The organism is Sphingobium sp., from assembly GCF_033795625.1.
Taxonomy (GTDB): Bacteria; Pseudomonadota; Alphaproteobacteria; order Sphingomonadales; family Sphingomonadaceae; genus Sphingobium.
Genome location: NZ_JARYGI010000010.1, coordinates 45,825 through 61,891, shown reverse-complemented (window position 1 = coordinate 61,891; position 16,067 = coordinate 45,825). Strand labels below are relative to the sequence as shown.

The following is a 16,067-nucleotide window of genomic DNA, read 5'->3' as shown; positions in this document are numbered from 1 at the left end:
ATATGTTCTTGATTAAAGTAGATCTAAGACTAACTTTATGAGCTAGGGTCCGTTTCAATATAGAAGGGCAAATTACCCAAAAGGGTAGGCCTTTCATCTAACGGGGGACTACCGCATCGAGGTATGCTTGCGCTGTGCAGGCTGCAATCCGCGCGCGAATACCCTAGTATTCGATTGGAGGCGACCTTGTCTAAGGAACTGATAATCTCGATAATCAACCGGAACGAAATCGAAGGGGAGGGCTTGCGGCGAATATTGATTGAGAAATCCTTCCAGGTCGCTGGTGTATTCAGAAGTCCCGCCGACCTTCTCTTAAATGAAGATGCTCAAGACGCACGAGCCTTATTGATCATCGACTCCCTTACCGACGAGACGACATTGGCGATGTGCCGGCAGGCAAAGACTGCCGCGCCCGATGCGCTGATCGTGATGATGGGCCACAGCTGCGAAAGTTCGATCATTGCGCGAGCATTCCGTATCGGCATCGACGGCTATGTCAGCAAGGATACGCGCTGCGCCTGCCTTGCGGAGATGATGAAACTCGTCGCCCTGGGTGAAAAGCTGATACCTTCCCAAGTTGTCTTCGATCTGGTCGGGCTTCAGACGCCGGAACGATGGGATGAGGCGGACGGCCGGATGGAGGACGTCAACATCTCCGATCGGGAGATCGAGATACTGCGCGGATTGATCCGGGGAGATCCCAACAAGATCATATCGCGACGGCTCAACATCACGCTGGCCACGGTCAAGGTCCATGTGAAATCCATCCTTCGCAAGTTGCAAGTGGCGAACCGGACGCAGGCTGCGATCTGGGCGCTCAATCATGGGTTGACCGGGAGCTATCCTGGCGTGCCGACGAACGATGACGATCTGCCGATCGAGGTGAATGGCTACAAGCCGACATTTCATCCCGCTGCGCAGACCGTGATGTAATCACGCGCCTGATCACGCGATCGTGCTGCCAACATAGGATGTAACCGCTATTGCCGGTTGAAAGGGTATGACCATGCCAATGGGAAATGCTGATCTCGTTCCGTCGAACCTTGTGTATGAAGGGCCGCGGCTGGCGGCTTCCCGCGCACTCCAGCCCGGAACGCGGACCGGCTATTTTGGCGTAGCCGACTTCTTCCGCATTTTACGGCGAAGATGGCGGCTCATCGCGGCCCTTACGGGCGTGGGCATGTTGATCACTGTGCTGGTCTTAGCAAGTATCGACCCGATCTATAGTGCATCCACTACAGTCGTCGTCGAGCCACCCGACACGGAATTCTCCTCCGCAACGCCGACGACCGTGCTCAACCCCAATGAGGAGACACGGATCGAGACGAAGGTGGAGATTCTTCAGTCGCGAAAGCTTGCCCGACGCGCTGCGACCACGATGCAACTCGACGACGATCCCGAATTCGCGACGAAAGAGGACGCCAAGCCGGGCATGATTGCACGACTGATGCGCGCCATCGTGCGTCCGCCGCCCGCGGAGACCAATCCGGAACTTCGCCAGACCGACGCCGCGCGGGCCAAGAGCGAAGCCGTGGTCGACAAGTTGCTCGCCAATCTTCGCGTCGCGCGCGTGGCAAGGTCGAGTACGATCAGCATCACGGCATCATCCGAGGATCCGCAGAAAGCGGCCCTCATCGCCAACAGGGTGATCAAAACCTATATCCAGGGACAGATCCAGAACGCCAAAAAGACGCGTGAACGTCAGATCCAGGATCTATCGCAGCGCGTGGCCGAGGTGCGCAGCAGCCTGCAATCGGCAGATGGCGCAGCGGCCTCCTATCGCGCGAGGACGGGAATACTCGACTCCACTCCTGAAAACAGCGGCGCCATGCAAGTCGCTCAAGCGGCTGGCCTGCTCACTCAGGCACAGGCGGACAGCGCGTTCGAGACGCGACTGGCGCGGACGGGTGGCGGAACCGCTGCGACTTCGCCGCTGCTGATCGATTTGCGGCAACAGGAATCCGCGCTGGCCCGCCGCCTTGGCGAATTGGGCACGCTTTACGGCCCCGGCCATCCCGACGTCGCCAAGGCGCGCGCCGAAATGGCTGCCTTGCTTCCCCGCATCGCCAGCGAAAACGCACGGGTGCAGGGCGCGCTGCAAAGTCAGGCTGCGGCCAGTCAGGCGCGCCAGGGTGCGGTGCAGGCCGGCATAGGTGGCCTTCAGTCCCGGGCATTGGCTTCCGGTGTGCAGGCAGTACCCCTGCGAGCGCTGGAACGTAATGCGGAAGCCAGCAACACGCTCTACATGTCGCTGTTGAATGCCCTCAACGCAAAGATCGCGTCGCCAGCCGACACCGATCCCGACATCTCCGTCGTGTCGCCCGCATCCGTGCCGGTCTATCCCTCCTATCCCGTGCCGCAGCGGGTGCTGGCCGTTGCGCTGCTGGCTTTTCTGGCGCTTGGCGTAGTCATCGCCTTCGTCATCGATACGATGGATACGACGATCCGCACCTCGGCGCAGGTCGGCCGTCTGCTGGGCATCCCCACGCTGGCGATGGTTCCGGACCTGACCGAAGATCAGGAACAGACCGGCGGCCCCGTCTATTCTCTGGTCGAATCCAAGCCCCGGTCCCGTTTCGCTGAGGCGATGCGCAATCTCCTGATCGAGTTGGAGACGCGGCACGGACCTCAGCCCCACGTCGTCGTGGTGACATCGCCGCTGGATGGCGAAGGCAAGAACACCATCGCCACCAGCCTTGCCGCCGCCGCTGCCATGGTCGGGCGGAAAGCAGTGGTCGTGGACTTCGACCTTCGCCGCCCCGGCATCGAAGTGCAGGGCGGAAGGGCAAGCGGTGTGGTGGGCTATTTGTCGGGCAGCACGGCGATGGAAGACTTGCCGGTCATCCAGCAGGGCAGTCAGTTCGCGACCATTGCGGTCGGGGATACGCCGATCGATCCCGGTGCGATGATCGCCTCGCCGCGCCTGCCGCTGCTGCTGGAAAAGCTGCGGGAGCGCTACGACTTCGTGATCCTGAATGCTCCGCCGATCCTGCCGGTGCGCGACGCCAAGACGCTGACCGAACATGCGGACTCGACGCTGCTGGTTCTGCAATGGGGCCGCACCAATCCGGAAGCCGCGCGTGTCGCGATGGACATGTTCGAGCGGCCGATCACCGGCGCGGTCATCAACATGGTCGATTATCCGGTCCATGCCCGCCGCCGTTACGGCGACGCCATTCACCACATTGCCAACCTGACGGAATATTATGATGGCGATCCGCCATCCTCCGGCTGGACGTTCAGAGAGCGTTGGGCGCGGACCTTCCGGCGGGCGACGCGGCGAACGGCTCGGGCGCTTCATCTGGCATAGGCGCAGAGGGCGCGTTCCAACTGGCAGCCTTCACTGCCTTGCGGACGTGGAGGCTGAGCCCTCCCAGCCAGATCACTCCAAAGAGCAGATGGGCGATGTTGGCGCCCATTGCGCCGATGGTCAGGATAAGCGGCGGCGCGGCGCAGTAGAAAGCCAGCGTACAGGCCATCACCGTCCGCAGCACGCTGCGCTGATCGCCCAGCGCCAGGAGACTGGCGCGGCTGGCCGCTCCACTGATGGTCATCGTCACGGCGAGGATCTGGATGGTCATCAGCGGCACAGCGCCTGCAAAGGCATCCCCCAGAGCCAGCCGTATCAGGCTTTGCCCTGCAAGCAGGATCGTCAGGAAGCAGGCCGCGCCGAACAGCGCGAGAATGGCTTCGGTCTGGAGCAGCACGCGCAGGAAGCCCCTGCGGTTGCCTGCTCCCGCGAGCCGGGCGAGGTCGGGGTAGACGACCGATTCAACCTGGCTGCCGACTTGCTGCACGATGCGGCTTACGCGCTTGGCGATGTGGAACAGGCCAGCGCTGGCGGGATCGGCGAGCCAGCCCACCAGCAACGTATCGACTTGCTGCGCGCTGGACCAAAGGGTCAGCGACATGTTCGATCCCCATGTGAACCGCCAGAGGCCCGGAAAGCGGGTGCTGATGTTCTTTAGCGACGCCTTAAGGATGACGCCGGCCTTGTAGGGCGCGGCCCTTAACGCGAACACCAGATTGCTCAGCGAGCCGAGGATCTGCGTGACGGTCCAGACCGCGACCATCTCCGTCAGACCTGCACCGAATTTGAAAGCCACCGCCAGCAGCGCGAGACGCAGCAATGCGTTGGCCACCTGTAGCCGCGCAATCGTGCGGTACCTGCCGGTGAGCCGGAATATCGCCGTCGCCACGCCATTGAAATTGAAGAGGAGCGACAGGAGGAACATCAGCGACAGCAAGGTGTGCTCGAACGATATCCCACCTATGAAGTGGACGACTATCGCGATGATGCTGGCGACTGCCCAGGCGGCGGCGCTGCCCGCGAGATCGAGGAGCAGCCCGAACTTCAAAAGGGCGGAGAAGTCCTCAACTTCATCATCCGCATTCAGCGTCGCGCCGTATCGGATGAGCGGCTGCCACGACTGAAAACTGAGCAGCCGTTCGCACGCCTGCCCCAGCGTCAGGATCAGCGCAAGGATGCCGTAAGCCGTCGGTCCCAATGCCCGCGCGACCAGAGCAATGGACAGCAACGTGATCACCAGCGTCGCCGCCGTGCCTGTCAGGAGATGACTGACGGACTTGACGCGCTGGTGCCGCAAGGCAGCGCGAAGACGGGCAAGGACCGTACCGCCTTTCGCTGATATGCCGATCATGGCCATGTTCTTACCCCCTTGGTCCGCACGTCGCTGCCTGACCAATGAGGCGAAACTGGGGAAGTTACAGCTTTCCCGTGGGTTTAATCCCTAATTGCCAGCCGTTCACGACGCCATTCGCGCTAAAGAAAGGACGTACCGAAAAGAGGCGGGGAAGATCGCATGACGTTGACTGCCACCAGGTTTTTTCAATCGCCTGCCGGGCGCGCTTCGCCCGAGGTGGAGGATCGTTTCTTCACGGACCTGCGCACGCGCAACGCGACGTTCAAGCGCACCGGCAATGACCGCTTTCATGATCTTGACGAAGTCTGCGTGCGGTGCTTCGCCGATGCCGATGTGAAGATCGGCAAGGTCTTGGATGTCGGCATTTCGTCTGGCACGACCACACTGGCGCTCAGCGACCGGCTCCATAAGGCGGGGCATCCGGCGGACGTCATCGGCACCGACCTGTCGGTGGACGGCCATTTGGTGACAGCCTATCCGGGCGTCCGGGTGCTGACCGATGAAGTCGGCTATCCGCTGCAATATGACGTGCTCGGCATGGTGCTGCGGCCATGGCGCAGGCGGGCGGACTATGCGACGGGCATGGTGCTGGTTCGCGCTGCTGCCAATGCCTGGATCGGACGTCGTGCGAAGCGGCTGCTCATGCAGGGCAAAGGGGGAAGCGCCGCCGTTCAGCTCGTCAGCCCCAGAGTGTCCGGTCATCCCCATGTCCGCGTGGAAAAGAACGATATCTTTGCCGACACCGCCGAGTTTCGCGGCCGCTTCGATTTCATCCGTGCGGCCAACATCCTCAACCGCGGCTATTTCGACGAGGATCAGTTGCGCAAGGCGATGGCCAATGTGGTGCGATATCTGGCGGGACCGGGCGCATGGCTGCTCGTCGCTAGGTCGACGAAGGGGCAGCATGTCGGCACCTTGTTCCGCGTGTCCGACGATGGCCGCTACATGAACGTAGTCGACCGCTATTGCGGCGGATCGGAAGTGGAGTGGCTGGTGTTGGAAACGCCTCTGCCTGCCGAATGGGCGAAGTGAAGCACGGCGGCGGCGGACCCATCACCGTCTGTTTCCCGTTCGTCGGCGATCTTGTTGGCGGCAGTCATATTTCCGCCTGCGGTCTGATCCGGGCGATCGATCGCCGCCGCTTCCAGCCGCTGGTGCTCGTGCAGCATCCGGGCGGCGCCATCGCGCGACTGTTCGAGGATGCGGGCATCACCGTAGAGGCCGCTCCGCAGTCGGCCGTTCTCCATCATGGCAATCGGATCAGTGCGCTGGGTGGCCTTAGTCTTGCGGGCGGAGCCGTGCCGTTGGCGCGTTTCCTGCGCCGACGGGGGGTCGCCATCGTACACAGCAATGATGGCCGCACGCATGCGACCTGGGCGCTGGCGACGCGGCTCGCCCGCGCAAAACTGCTCTGGCATCATCGGGGGTCGCCGGACGCTGCGGGGCTGAGACTGGCCGCGCCTCTGCTGGCCAACCGGGTCGTGGCAGTGTCGCATTTCGCCAGCCCTCGGGCGCGGCGTTTCTCTGCCGCTGCCCGCACGGCGGTGATCCACAGCCCGTTCGACACCTCGCGCAGCTACGACAGGGACAGCGCCCGTCAGGCCATATTGGAGGCGCTTTCCTTGTCGCCCGATACCCGGCTGATCGCCTTTTCCGGAGCGCTGATCGACCGGAAGAGGCCACTGCTGTTCGTCGAAGCCATTGCCGCGCTCAGGCGGAAATGCCCGGATCTAGATGTGCGCGGCCTCCTGTTCGGTGAAGCGCTGGATGGAATGGATGCGCAGGTGCGTGCTCACGCCGAGCGGTACAAGGTGGCCGATGCGATCCATCAGATGGGCTTCAGGTCGCCCGGCGCTTTCTGGCTGGCGGGATGCGAGATGTTGATGGTGCCCGCGGTCGATGAACCCTTCGGCCGGACCCTCATAGAGGCGATGCTGATGGGTACGCCGGTCGTGGCCACGGCGTCGGGCGGCAATATAGAGGCTATCCGGGACGGAGAGACCGGCAAGCTAGTCCCCGCCGAAGATGCCGAGGCGCTGGCCGATGGCTGCGCGTCATTGCTTCGCGCTCCCCAGGACGCCGCTCGTATAGCCGAGACTGCCCGCGCGGAGGCACTGGCACGCTTTGGCGAAAGCCGTCACGCCGACGCCATCATGGCGCTGTACGACGACATGCTGGCCCGCCGAGCCGCTAGGGCATAGGCCTTAGATACAACTGCGCTGTCCCATAGCGATCGCGCAACACAGGCTCGGCCAGGGGGCGATAACCATGGCTGCGGGCATAAGCGACGAATGGGTCGTCCAGTTCACCCTCCAGTCCGGTAAGAATGGCGGCAGGAGGCTGTGAGGCGAACAGGTCGGGGAGCCGGGTGGGCGAGATCATCCGGTAATGCTTGCGGTCCGCCTCGGGGATCAGATCCCCCACGCGGTACACGAGCGGCCCGGCGGCCAGCTCAGGATAAAGCTGAAGACCACCTTCCAGCGGATAGAGCGGAGCGAGCGTGGCTATGGGTCCGGCAGTGCCGTTTCGGGCAACCGCGGCGGCCACCACCTTTCCTGCCGCATGCGTGCTGTAGCCTGTCCAGCTTTCCGGCGTGACGATCCGCGGCAGTCGCACCAGCAGCCGGGGCATTCCGGCGAGTATGACGAGGACCGCTATTCCCATCAGCCAAGGGGCGTGTCGGGTACGGCGTAATCGCGGAAGTCGTCCGTAGGAGAGCGCCACAAGCGCGATGACGAAGGGGATCGGCAAAATGTAATATTGCGGGAAAGCAGGCGTGGGTACGAAGGAGATGAGCGCTCCCCCCACCGCTAGCGCCGCCACCAGCAAGATCGGCCACAGGGGGCGTCCGGTGGGAACTGCCGCGCCACGTTCCGGTCGCCTATTTGCCCAGAGACCATAAATGGCTGCGAGCACTACGACTATTCCACCGCCGCCCAGCCACACATTTGCAGCGAGCTTCACTTTGCCCGCCAGCGTCATCACTTTGGGGCCGTCCAGCGACGGATTGGCTTCCCAATATGCGATATGCGGCCCGCGATGATATCGCATGACGTGTGCAAGGAATCCGTCGGGATCGCGCAGGAAGTAGAACAGCACAGGCGCGCAGCCAATGAGGCCGCCGATCAACAGTGGCAGCACTGCGTATCTCAGCCGCTGCGGCAATGTCATGCGACCTGGCGCCAGGAAAGCGGCGAGGGCGAAGGGCGGCACCAGGAAGACGTAGTTTGCCTTGAATCCCAATGCGACGCCCAGGCACAAGCCGGCGCCCCCGACCATCCATGGCGACGGCCTCTCGCGATCGAGCCCCGCGATGAACAGGCACGTGCCCAATATCGCGAACGGCATGGGCAGGAAATTGTTGGTGGCCAGCATCCCTGCCGGTCCCAGAAGGAGCGGATTGGTCATCAGCAGCAGGGCAGCCAGAATAGCCGCTGCGACAGACCCGGCCGCGCGCCACGCGATCAGTGCCATCGCCGTTGCAGCCAGCAACCAGGCGCCGAAGATCACCAGCCGTCCGGTCAGCAGATAATGGTCCGTACCGCTGACGTTAAAGACCAGCGCCATGAGCAACGGCAGGTTGGGCAGGTTGTTGAACCCGAAGTCGCGGTAGAGGTCGCCTTGTCCCAGAAGAGCGCCAACCGGAACATACATCTGCTCATCGTGGCGCAAGGGATAGGCCATGATCCGCACGAAAAGCCCGACCACCGCCAGCGCCATCACTCCACCCAGAACCGCCGGAACAGCGCGAGGCCCCCAACGCGGGACCCCGCCCATAGTCTCAGCCGAGCGATTGAGAACCGTCGCGATCATCCGCATTCCTCCGTCCAAGCCCCGCGAATAGTATCTCACCGAGCGCCGTCGTCCGCGAAGCAAGCGAGCCTCAAGCGGTTCAGAAGTAGTAGACCTGTTGGGACGATCCCTCCCCGGTGGGGCATGCGGCTATCCCTCATTGCCCGTGACAGCCTTGCGCCAAGCTCCCCATCATGGCCTCATGTGGGACACGGCATTATGACGCGGCGGCAGGCCCTTCTCGACAGGGGGCGGAAACGGGGGAAAGGCATGGGGGTGGAAAGCCGCGTGCTTTCAGCGCAGTCGTCCCCACAGACGGCGCTGGCTCCGCTGATTGTAGATCTCGACCAGACACTGGTGCGTACCGATACGCTGCATGAGAATCTTACCGAGGTCGCGTTCCGCCAGCCGCTGAAACTGCCGGGGGCCTGCCTCCAGTTGTTGCGCGGGCGGGCAGCGATGAAGCGCCGCCTCACCGAAATAGCGCCGGTGGACTGTACGACCTTGCCCTATGACCAGGCAGTGCTGGACCTGATCGAACGGCGGAAGATGGCAGGTGGTGAAGTGCATCTCGTCACGGCCGCCGATCAGAGCATAGCAGACGGCGTTTCCAAGGCGCTGGGGCTGTTCGACAGCGCGACCGGCAGCAACGGCGTCGATAATCTAAAATCCGTCGCGAAGGCCGAAAGCCTGGCGAGCCGGTTCACGGATGGCTTCGACTATGTCGGTGACAGCGCCGCCGATCTCCCGGTATGGCGGCATGGAGGGGAGGCAATCATCGCAGGGGGAGCGCGCGGCCTTCAGCGCCGTGTGGAGAAGGACGGCATCGGATCGACGCTGTTGCCCCGCCGCCGCGCAAATGCGCGCCAGTGGGTAAAGGCGCTTCGGCTCCATCAATGGAGCAAGAACCTCCTGCTGTTCGCGCCTTTGATGCTGGCGCACGAATATCTTCAGCCCGAGTTGCTGGGGCGCGTGGTGCTGGCCTGGCTGTTCTTCGGCATCGTCGCGTCGTCCACCTATCTGATCAATGACCTGAGCGACCTTGCCGCCGACCGGCAGCATCCGACGAAGCGTTTCCGCGCCCTGGCCGCGGGGCTGATCCCGATTTCCAGGGCTGTGCCCCTGATTGCGGTCATGCTGATCGGGGGGCTCGTCGGGGCATGGCTGCTGCACGCGTCCTTCGGGTTGGTGCTGAGCGCCTATACCGGGCTGACGCTGCTATATTCGCTGCAACTCAAGAGCAAGCCGATGATCGACGTCGCAGCCATTGCGACGCTGTTCGCGTTGCGCATAACGGCCGGGATGGTCGTCATCGACCATCCGGTTTCGCTTTGGCTCGTGGCGTTTACGTCCGTGCTGTTCCTGTCCCTCGCGCTCGCCAAGCGCACTGCCGAACTGGTGCAGGCGGCACGCAACGCGCGAGTCGTGAAGGGCCGGGGATATCTGCCGGGCGACGAGCCTCTGACGCTCGCCCTGGGCATCGCATCGGGCATGGTTTCGGTGCTGGTGATGGTCCTCTACCTCTCGCTCGACGCCATGCCGACCGGGCTGTACGCACAGAAAGGGCCGCTATTCCTCATCCCGGCGGTGCTGGGATTGTGGCTGATGCGGATATGGCTGCTGGCGCATCGCGGTACGCTGAACGACGACCCGGTCGTCTATGCGATACGCGACAAAGGGAGTTGGCTCCACGCGGCGGCGGTGGCTGCGCTCTGGGCGTTCGCCGTGGGAGTGCCGCAGTGAACCCCGCGACCTTCGGCATCGTGCTCGTCAGCGTCCTTTTGAACGCAATGGCGCAGGTGGTCCTGCGCAAGGCCATGACGGTCAGCATCCTGCCGCCACCGCGCGAAGTGATCGCGCTGGGAACGGCGCTCGTCAGCAATGTGTGGCTGTGGGGCGGAATGCTCTGCTATGCGCTCAGCATCGGCCTTTGGCTGGTGGTGCTGGGCCGGTTGCAGGTCAGCGTCGCCTATCCGATGCTGTCGATCGGCTATATCATCGCTGCGCTGATGGGCGTTTTCCTGCTCGGCGAGAGCCTCGGGCCTGCGCGGATGCTCGGCATAGCGCTCATCTGCCTCGGCGTGATCGTGATCGGGCGAACTGCTTGAGCGGCCGCCACGTCATCACGGGCGGCGCAGGCTTTGTCGGTAGCCGCCTTTCCGCTGCGCTCATCGCGCGCGGAGAGGATGTCGTGATCTTCGATAGCGCCCCGCCTGCTCCGGGGCAGCACCGCTTCGTTCCCGGCGACATCCGCAACTCCGATGATCTGTCGAAACTGGATTTGCAGGCGGATGACACCGTCTACCATCTCGCCGCCCGACAGTTCCACGGACCCGTGCCGCCTCAAGGGCGGGAAGATTGGTTCGCCGAAGTCAATCGCGATGGCACGCGAAAACTGCTCGATGCGATGGAGCGGGGCGGGGCGGGGCGTCTGGTCTTCTTCTCCACGGACATGACGTATGGAAGGCCCGATCAGTCGCCCGTGCCCGCCACGCACCGGCAGGCGCCGATAGGCCCCTATGGCCGCAGCAAGCTAGCCGCCGAACAGTTCATCGGCGAAGCCATGGCCCGATCGTCCCTGTCCGCAACGATCTTCCGGCCAAGGCTGATCGCCGGCACCGGGAGGCTCGGCATCCTTGCCAAGCTCTTTCGCCTCATAGCTCTGGGCTTGCCGGTGCCGATGATCGGTGCCGGACGCAACCATTATCAGATGATCGCCGTCGACGACTGCGTCGCCGCAGCCTTACAGGCAGTCGACCGCGGCTTACCGCCTGGACCTTTCAATCTGGGGTCCGAGTCTCCGCCCACGGTAAGAGCTTTGCTGGCCGACGTGATCCGCCGTGCGGGCTCGCGGTCTGTGCTCATACCCACTCCGGCGCGGATGGTGCAGGCTGTGCTGGCAGGGCTCGATCGAATCGGCATGACACTGCTCTATCCGGAGCAGTACGCCATCGCCGATCTCGACTATGTGCTCGACACGTCGCGCACGCGAGCGGTGCTCGACTGGAGCCCAACCCGGAGCGATACCGATATCATCTTCGATGCGTACCGGCACTTCCGAACGATGGGGGCAGAGTCTGTTCCTAATGCAGGCCTTGCACCTGCCGGAAGCTGATCGGGCTACCACCAATGAGCAGCCTTGCCCCTTAAGCGCTGAATATCTTTTGTTTCTTGCAGCTTATGCTGGGCGAGTGACATGGCGACGAGTCCGGTCATCGAAGGCGTCAAGGGGCAACGGGATCAGGGGATGGTCAGTCTGAACGAAGCATCATCGGCTCTGCTGAACAATCTTGGTGGAGGCACGCGCGCACCTGCGTCACGAAAGAAGGTCAGGGAAGGCGGCTTCAACGCGGCCGCGCACGGCTTGCGTGGTCTGGCCGCGATGATGGTGCTGATCGCCCATATTCTTGGGGGCACGGCAAAGCATATCTACGCCGATCACCCTGCCTATGTCGAAGCGGTCAAGGCGCCCTGGTATCTCGGCACGTTCGGCGTGGAGCTTTTCTTCGTCATCAGTGGTTTCGTCATCCTGCCAAGCGCAATGCGTTATGCGCCCCGCGAATTCGCACTGCGGCGGTTCCTGCGGCTCTATCCGCTGTTCTTCGTCTTATCTCTCCTTTTCGTAGCTCTTAACGCGGCGACCAACGCGTATCCCGCGATCAACACGGTCATAGCCTTGTTAGCGGGGTTCTTTTTCCTGAACCTGTTCGTCGGCACGGAGCAATTGACGCCCAATGCCTGGAGCCTGACCTACGAAGTCATGTTCTATATATTGATGTACGGCATCGTCCACTTCGCAGTCCGGCGGCGCCACTGGTTCGGGGGCGTGGCGGTCCTGGCGGGGCTGGCTTTCCTGATCGCCTTTCCGATCGCGATCTACTTCGTCATGGGCGCTGCCATAAGGCTGGCGAGCCGCCATGAATGGCAGGTACCTGTCAATCGCCGGTTGATCGAGGCCGCGAGCCTGATCCTGATGATCGGCTTCGCGAGCCAGGGGCATTTCGAATATCTCTGGAGCGATTTCGCCAACCCGGTGGTCGTGCCCATCATCATATTCACAGGGATCTATTTCTACTTCGCCGTAATGCCGGGCAGCCTGACCGCAGCAGCGCTGGATAATCCGGTGATGCGGTATCTCGGCACCGTCAGCTACAGCCTGTATCTGGTGCATCCCTATACATATTTCCTGGCACGACAGGTTTTCGACCGGATGGGGCTCTTCACGGACTCGGTTGGCCTTTCGATCGCGATTTTCTCCTGCGTAGTGGTGGCGATCACCATCCCGCTCACGCATCTTGTCCATGTCAGCCTCGAATTGTGGCCTTATCAGCACTTCTTTCGCCAGCGCATTTATCGGGAAAAGACAGCCGTCCAGCCGCCGAGTGTGCCGGGCGTTCAGGAGAGCCACGCATGACTGCCGCGATGGCGAACCCGCAAGCCGGCCATGTTCAAGCCGATGTCCGCGCTCCGTTCCTGATATTGGCGGCGATATTTCTCGCGCCTTATCTGTCCTGGCGTCCGTCGCTGGATATCCTCTTCACCATCAGCGACGCCTGCTTCCTGCTCGGCGCGGCGCAGCTTGTGGTTCGCCAGTATATCCCGCTTCAACCGTTCGGCGTGCTTTCTCCGGTGTGGTTGATTGCCTTCGTGCTGATGATGGCGGGCCTGCTTGTCAGTTCGCTTTTCGGCAACGATCCCCTTCGCTGGCCCATCGTGGCAATTCAGTACAGCTTTGCTTGGATGGTGCTTCCGTTTCTGTTGATGGGGCATGGCAATGGCGAAACGCACCGGTTGGCGCGTGCGCTGCTGGCGGGTGTCGTGCTGATGGAATTGGCCGGCGTCATCGTCTACTTCACCTTCCAGGGGTCCTTCGAGCAAGCGCGGTCGATCCTGGGTTTCGACTTCATCTCGGGCAGCGGCAGGCTGGGCGCATTCGTAACCGATGCCAACTGGAATGGCGCAACGATCGCCATGGCGCTTCCGTTCACCTTCTACCTCCGGGCGCGGCGGCTGATCAATGCGTGGCAGGCGATCCTTGCTACCGCCATCCTGTTCTTTGCACTGATGCTTTCCGCCTCCGTGACTGCATTCGGTAGCGCGCTGGCGGCCATGCTGATTTTCGTGATTGCAGGTGGCGTGCGCGTCAAAGCCTATACGCTGCTGGCACTGGCCGTGGTGAGCATTGCCCTTGCGCCGGGAGAGTTGGGCCTTCCCAGCATTTTCCAGAAGCGCGTAGCCAACGCGCTGGAAAGCGGCGATTTCGCGCAGGCCGGGACGTTCAAAGGCCGTGTAGCCCTGATGGATGGCGCATGGCATCGCGTGGGCGACCATATCCTGCTGGGGGCGGGCGTGGATCAGGACCGCGTGGTCAGTGGCCAGAACGCGCCAGTGCATAATATGTATCTGCTGCTCTGGGTGGAGGGCGGATTCATCGCGCTCGCCGGGTGGATCACGATGATGAGCATTTTCCTGCTCGTCGCGCTCGCCGCCTTGCGCAGGGACAGGATGGCCGGTGCGCTCTGCCTGTCGGTCTTAGCGACGTTCCTGCTGTTCTCCACTGCCAGCCCGCATATGTATGCGCGGCTCTGGGCCGTTCCCGTGATCCTGGCGCTGGCCATCGCCCGCACCGCTGGGGGGCCGCTGGACATGCGGCTGGGGCTGAGGCGGCGCTACTCTCCGGCGCGCCTGCAACGCCTCGAGCGTGCCCGCGGCTGATTTGACGGCATGGCAACACGTGCAGGCAAGCCGCGCCCGTTCGGCGGAGCACTCATCATGCTGATGGTGGTGGGATTCGCATTGATGATGACGACGCTCCTTACCGGCAATCTCCCCTTCGCTGGGGGCGATGATCTATCGGAAGCCGTCGTTCCGGCGAGCATCGAATGCGACGATGCCGACGCTCCGTCTTCCGGACAGAAGGCGTTTGCTACTGCTCAAGGGTTCGGGCGCTTCGCCAAAGGAGGGCGGGGCGGCGTGGTCATTCCCGTCACGACGCTTGCAGATACCGGAGAAGGCTCGTTGCGCGCTTGTGCGGAGGCGTCCGGTCCACGAACATGCGTATTCCGGGTGAGCGGCACGATCGTCGTGGACGACTGGATCAAGGTGATGAAGCCTTATCTCACTATCGCCGGCCAGACGTCCCCAGGCGGCATAGCGATCCGCATCGGCAATTCACCGAACGCACCGATGCTGATCCAGACGCATGACGTGGTGATCCGCCATCTGCGGCTGCGTCCGGGCCCGTCGACACGCTCGTCCGACAATGTCGACACGATCCAGATCAGCGGCGGCGCACATGATGTGATCCTCGATCATGTCTCGACATCATGGCCTACGGACGAAGGGATCAACATCGTCGGTCCCGGCGAAAAACCGGCCAGATGCGGAGAAACACGCAACGTCACGATCCAGTGGTCGATCCTCTCCGAAGGATTGAACCGCGCCAACCGGGAGCCGCACAGCCGGGGCACCTATTTCGGCTATGGCGCGCGCGACATCAGCTTTCATCACAATCTGATCGCCAGCAACGTCCGGCGAAATCCGTTGATCAACACGCGCGGCCAGTTCGACATGATCAATAACGTCATCTACAATTCGGCGCGTTACAATGGAGAGTTCTACACGCGGTTTGGCGCGGTCGGCGCAAACGTAATCGGTAACATCGCCATTCTCGGTCCGTCATCGGAGAAGAGCACGCGTCTCTATCTCGTCAACTATTTCCGCGACTATCCCGCGGACTTTGCGATCTATTTGAAGGACAACATCGACTTGCATCGTCCTGCCAATCGCGGCGACGAGAGGCTGGTATTGGAGCCAAAGGACTGGCGCTATGTCAAATCTGCGCCCGTCAAGAAGCTGTCGGTCGATGCTGCGGCGATCACGGGTCCGGGGCAAGCCTATCACGATATACTGGCGTTGGGCGGGGCAACCAAGCCGCAACGGGATACGACCGACCAGCGTGTGATGCGCGAAGTGGCGTCATGTCGCGGTTCCATCATTGATGATCCCGCACAGGTCGGCGGCTGGCCGGTGCTGAGCGGACCTTCTGCACCACCCGATGCGGACAATGACGGCATTGCGGACAGTTGGGAAAAGGCGCACGGACTATCCTCGCAGGACGCTGCCGACCGAAATCGTACGGCCGCAAGCGGCTTTACCTATCTTGAGGAGTATCTGGGCGCGCTGGCTGGAGATGGCGGGCCACAGCACGCAGCGGCGGGCCCCGATCCCGACCCGAGCTGCGGCTTTGCAGTAGCGACTGCGCCGCCGTTGCCCGATGTGACGATCCGGGCCGAGCCCTCCACCGTCGCGCCGGGAGAGCAAGTTAACCTCATCTGGCAGGGCGAGCACATTCAGGTTTGCAAGCTTGCAGGCCGCCCTGTGCCAGGAAGCGGTGCATTGTTCGTATATCCGGAGAAGACGACCACCTATCTGATTTCCTGCGTCGGGCCCTCAGGCGGCGATGCGATGGACTCGGTCGTCGTGCATCAGCGCAAAGCTTCATCGGACGCAAAGGGGCGGGGGCGATCGGCCCGCTGACCAAGAGGCTACTATCCCAATGGGGAGTGCCGATCCTGAATCGTCTATTCCGCGAGCTTCGGTGGAAGCGTA

General features: G+C 62.5%; 12 protein-coding genes. 10 read left to right on the top strand and 2 right to left on the bottom strand.

Translation table 11 applies throughout. The features are described from left to right. The first annotated feature begins 345 nt into the window (after positions 1-345). Together QHC67_RS07225 and QHC67_RS07220 are read left to right on the top strand one after the other, a co-directional pair. On the top strand, positions 346-933 hold the full coding sequence (locus QHC67_RS07225; protein ID WP_319292717.1) for a response regulator transcription factor: 588 nt from the start codon (positions 346-348) through the stop codon (positions 931-933). 79 nt (positions 934-1,012) lie between these two features. Further along, on the top strand, positions 1,013-3,310 hold the full coding sequence (locus QHC67_RS07220; RefSeq protein ID WP_319292714.1) for a GumC family protein: 2,298 nt from the start codon (positions 1,013-1,015) through the stop codon (positions 3,308-3,310). Here the strand turns inward: QHC67_RS07220 and QHC67_RS07215 are convergent. Further along, complete coding sequence (locus tag QHC67_RS07215; protein WP_319292712.1) at positions 3,240-4,661, bottom strand: lipopolysaccharide biosynthesis protein; 1,422 nt, start codon at positions 4,659-4,661, stop codon at positions 3,240-3,242. The genes QHC67_RS07220 and QHC67_RS07215 overlap by 71 nt on opposite strands. Positions 4,662-4,823: 162 nt before the next feature. On the opposite strand from QHC67_RS07215, the gene QHC67_RS07210 reads away from it, so the two are divergent. Then, the gene (locus QHC67_RS07210; RefSeq protein WP_319292711.1) at positions 4,824-5,696 is read left to right on the top strand and encodes a hypothetical protein; all 873 of its coding nucleotides are present in this window, start codon (positions 4,824-4,826) and stop codon (positions 5,694-5,696) included. Continuing rightward, positions 5,651-6,865, top strand: a complete 1,215-nt coding sequence (locus QHC67_RS07205) for a glycosyltransferase family 4 protein (RefSeq protein ID WP_319292710.1) — start codon at positions 5,651-5,653, stop codon at positions 6,863-6,865. The genes QHC67_RS07210 and QHC67_RS07205 overlap by 46 nt, the downstream gene beginning before the upstream one ends. Here QHC67_RS07205 and QHC67_RS07200 read toward each other — a convergent pair. Beyond that, entirely contained in the window at positions 6,855-8,477 is a 1,623-nt protein-coding gene (locus QHC67_RS07200) for a glycosyltransferase family 39 protein (RefSeq protein WP_319292709.1), read from the bottom strand. The genes QHC67_RS07205 and QHC67_RS07200 overlap by 11 nt on opposite strands. 249 nt (positions 8,478-8,726) lie before the next feature. On the opposite strand from QHC67_RS07200, the gene QHC67_RS07195 reads away from it, so the two are divergent. The 6 genes from QHC67_RS07195 to QHC67_RS07170 all read left to right on the top strand — a co-directional run bounded on the left by QHC67_RS07195 (position 8,727) and on the right by QHC67_RS07170 (position 15,995). Further along, the gene (locus tag QHC67_RS07195; protein ID WP_319292708.1) at positions 8,727-10,199 is read left to right on the top strand and encodes a UbiA family prenyltransferase; all 1,473 of its coding nucleotides are present in this window, start codon (positions 8,727-8,729) and stop codon (positions 10,197-10,199) included. Beyond that, positions 10,196-10,564 carry an EamA family transporter gene (locus QHC67_RS07190; protein WP_319292706.1) on the top strand — a complete coding sequence of 123 codons (369 nt, stop codon included), beginning with the start codon at positions 10,196-10,198 and terminating at the stop codon, positions 10,562-10,564. The genes QHC67_RS07195 and QHC67_RS07190 overlap by 4 nt, the downstream gene beginning before the upstream one ends. Then, on the top strand, positions 10,561-11,571 hold the full coding sequence (locus QHC67_RS07185) for an NAD(P)-dependent oxidoreductase (RefSeq protein ID WP_319292704.1): 1,011 nt from the start codon (positions 10,561-10,563) through the stop codon (positions 11,569-11,571). Before QHC67_RS07190 ends, QHC67_RS07185 begins: the two co-directional genes overlap by 4 nt. 81 nt (positions 11,572-11,652) lie before the next feature. Then, on the top strand, positions 11,653-12,870 hold the full coding sequence (locus QHC67_RS07180) for an acyltransferase (protein WP_319292702.1): 1,218 nt from the start codon (positions 11,653-11,655) through the stop codon (positions 12,868-12,870). Continuing rightward, complete coding sequence (locus QHC67_RS07175) at positions 12,867-14,171, top strand: O-antigen ligase family protein (protein WP_319292700.1); 1,305 nt, start codon at positions 12,867-12,869, stop codon at positions 14,169-14,171. Before QHC67_RS07180 ends, QHC67_RS07175 begins: the two co-directional genes overlap by 4 nt. Positions 14,172-14,180: 9 nt before the next feature. Continuing rightward, positions 14,181-15,995, top strand: a complete 1,815-nt coding sequence (locus QHC67_RS07170) for a hypothetical protein (RefSeq protein WP_319292698.1) — start codon at positions 14,181-14,183, stop codon at positions 15,993-15,995. Positions 15,996-16,067 lie beyond the last annotated feature (72 nt).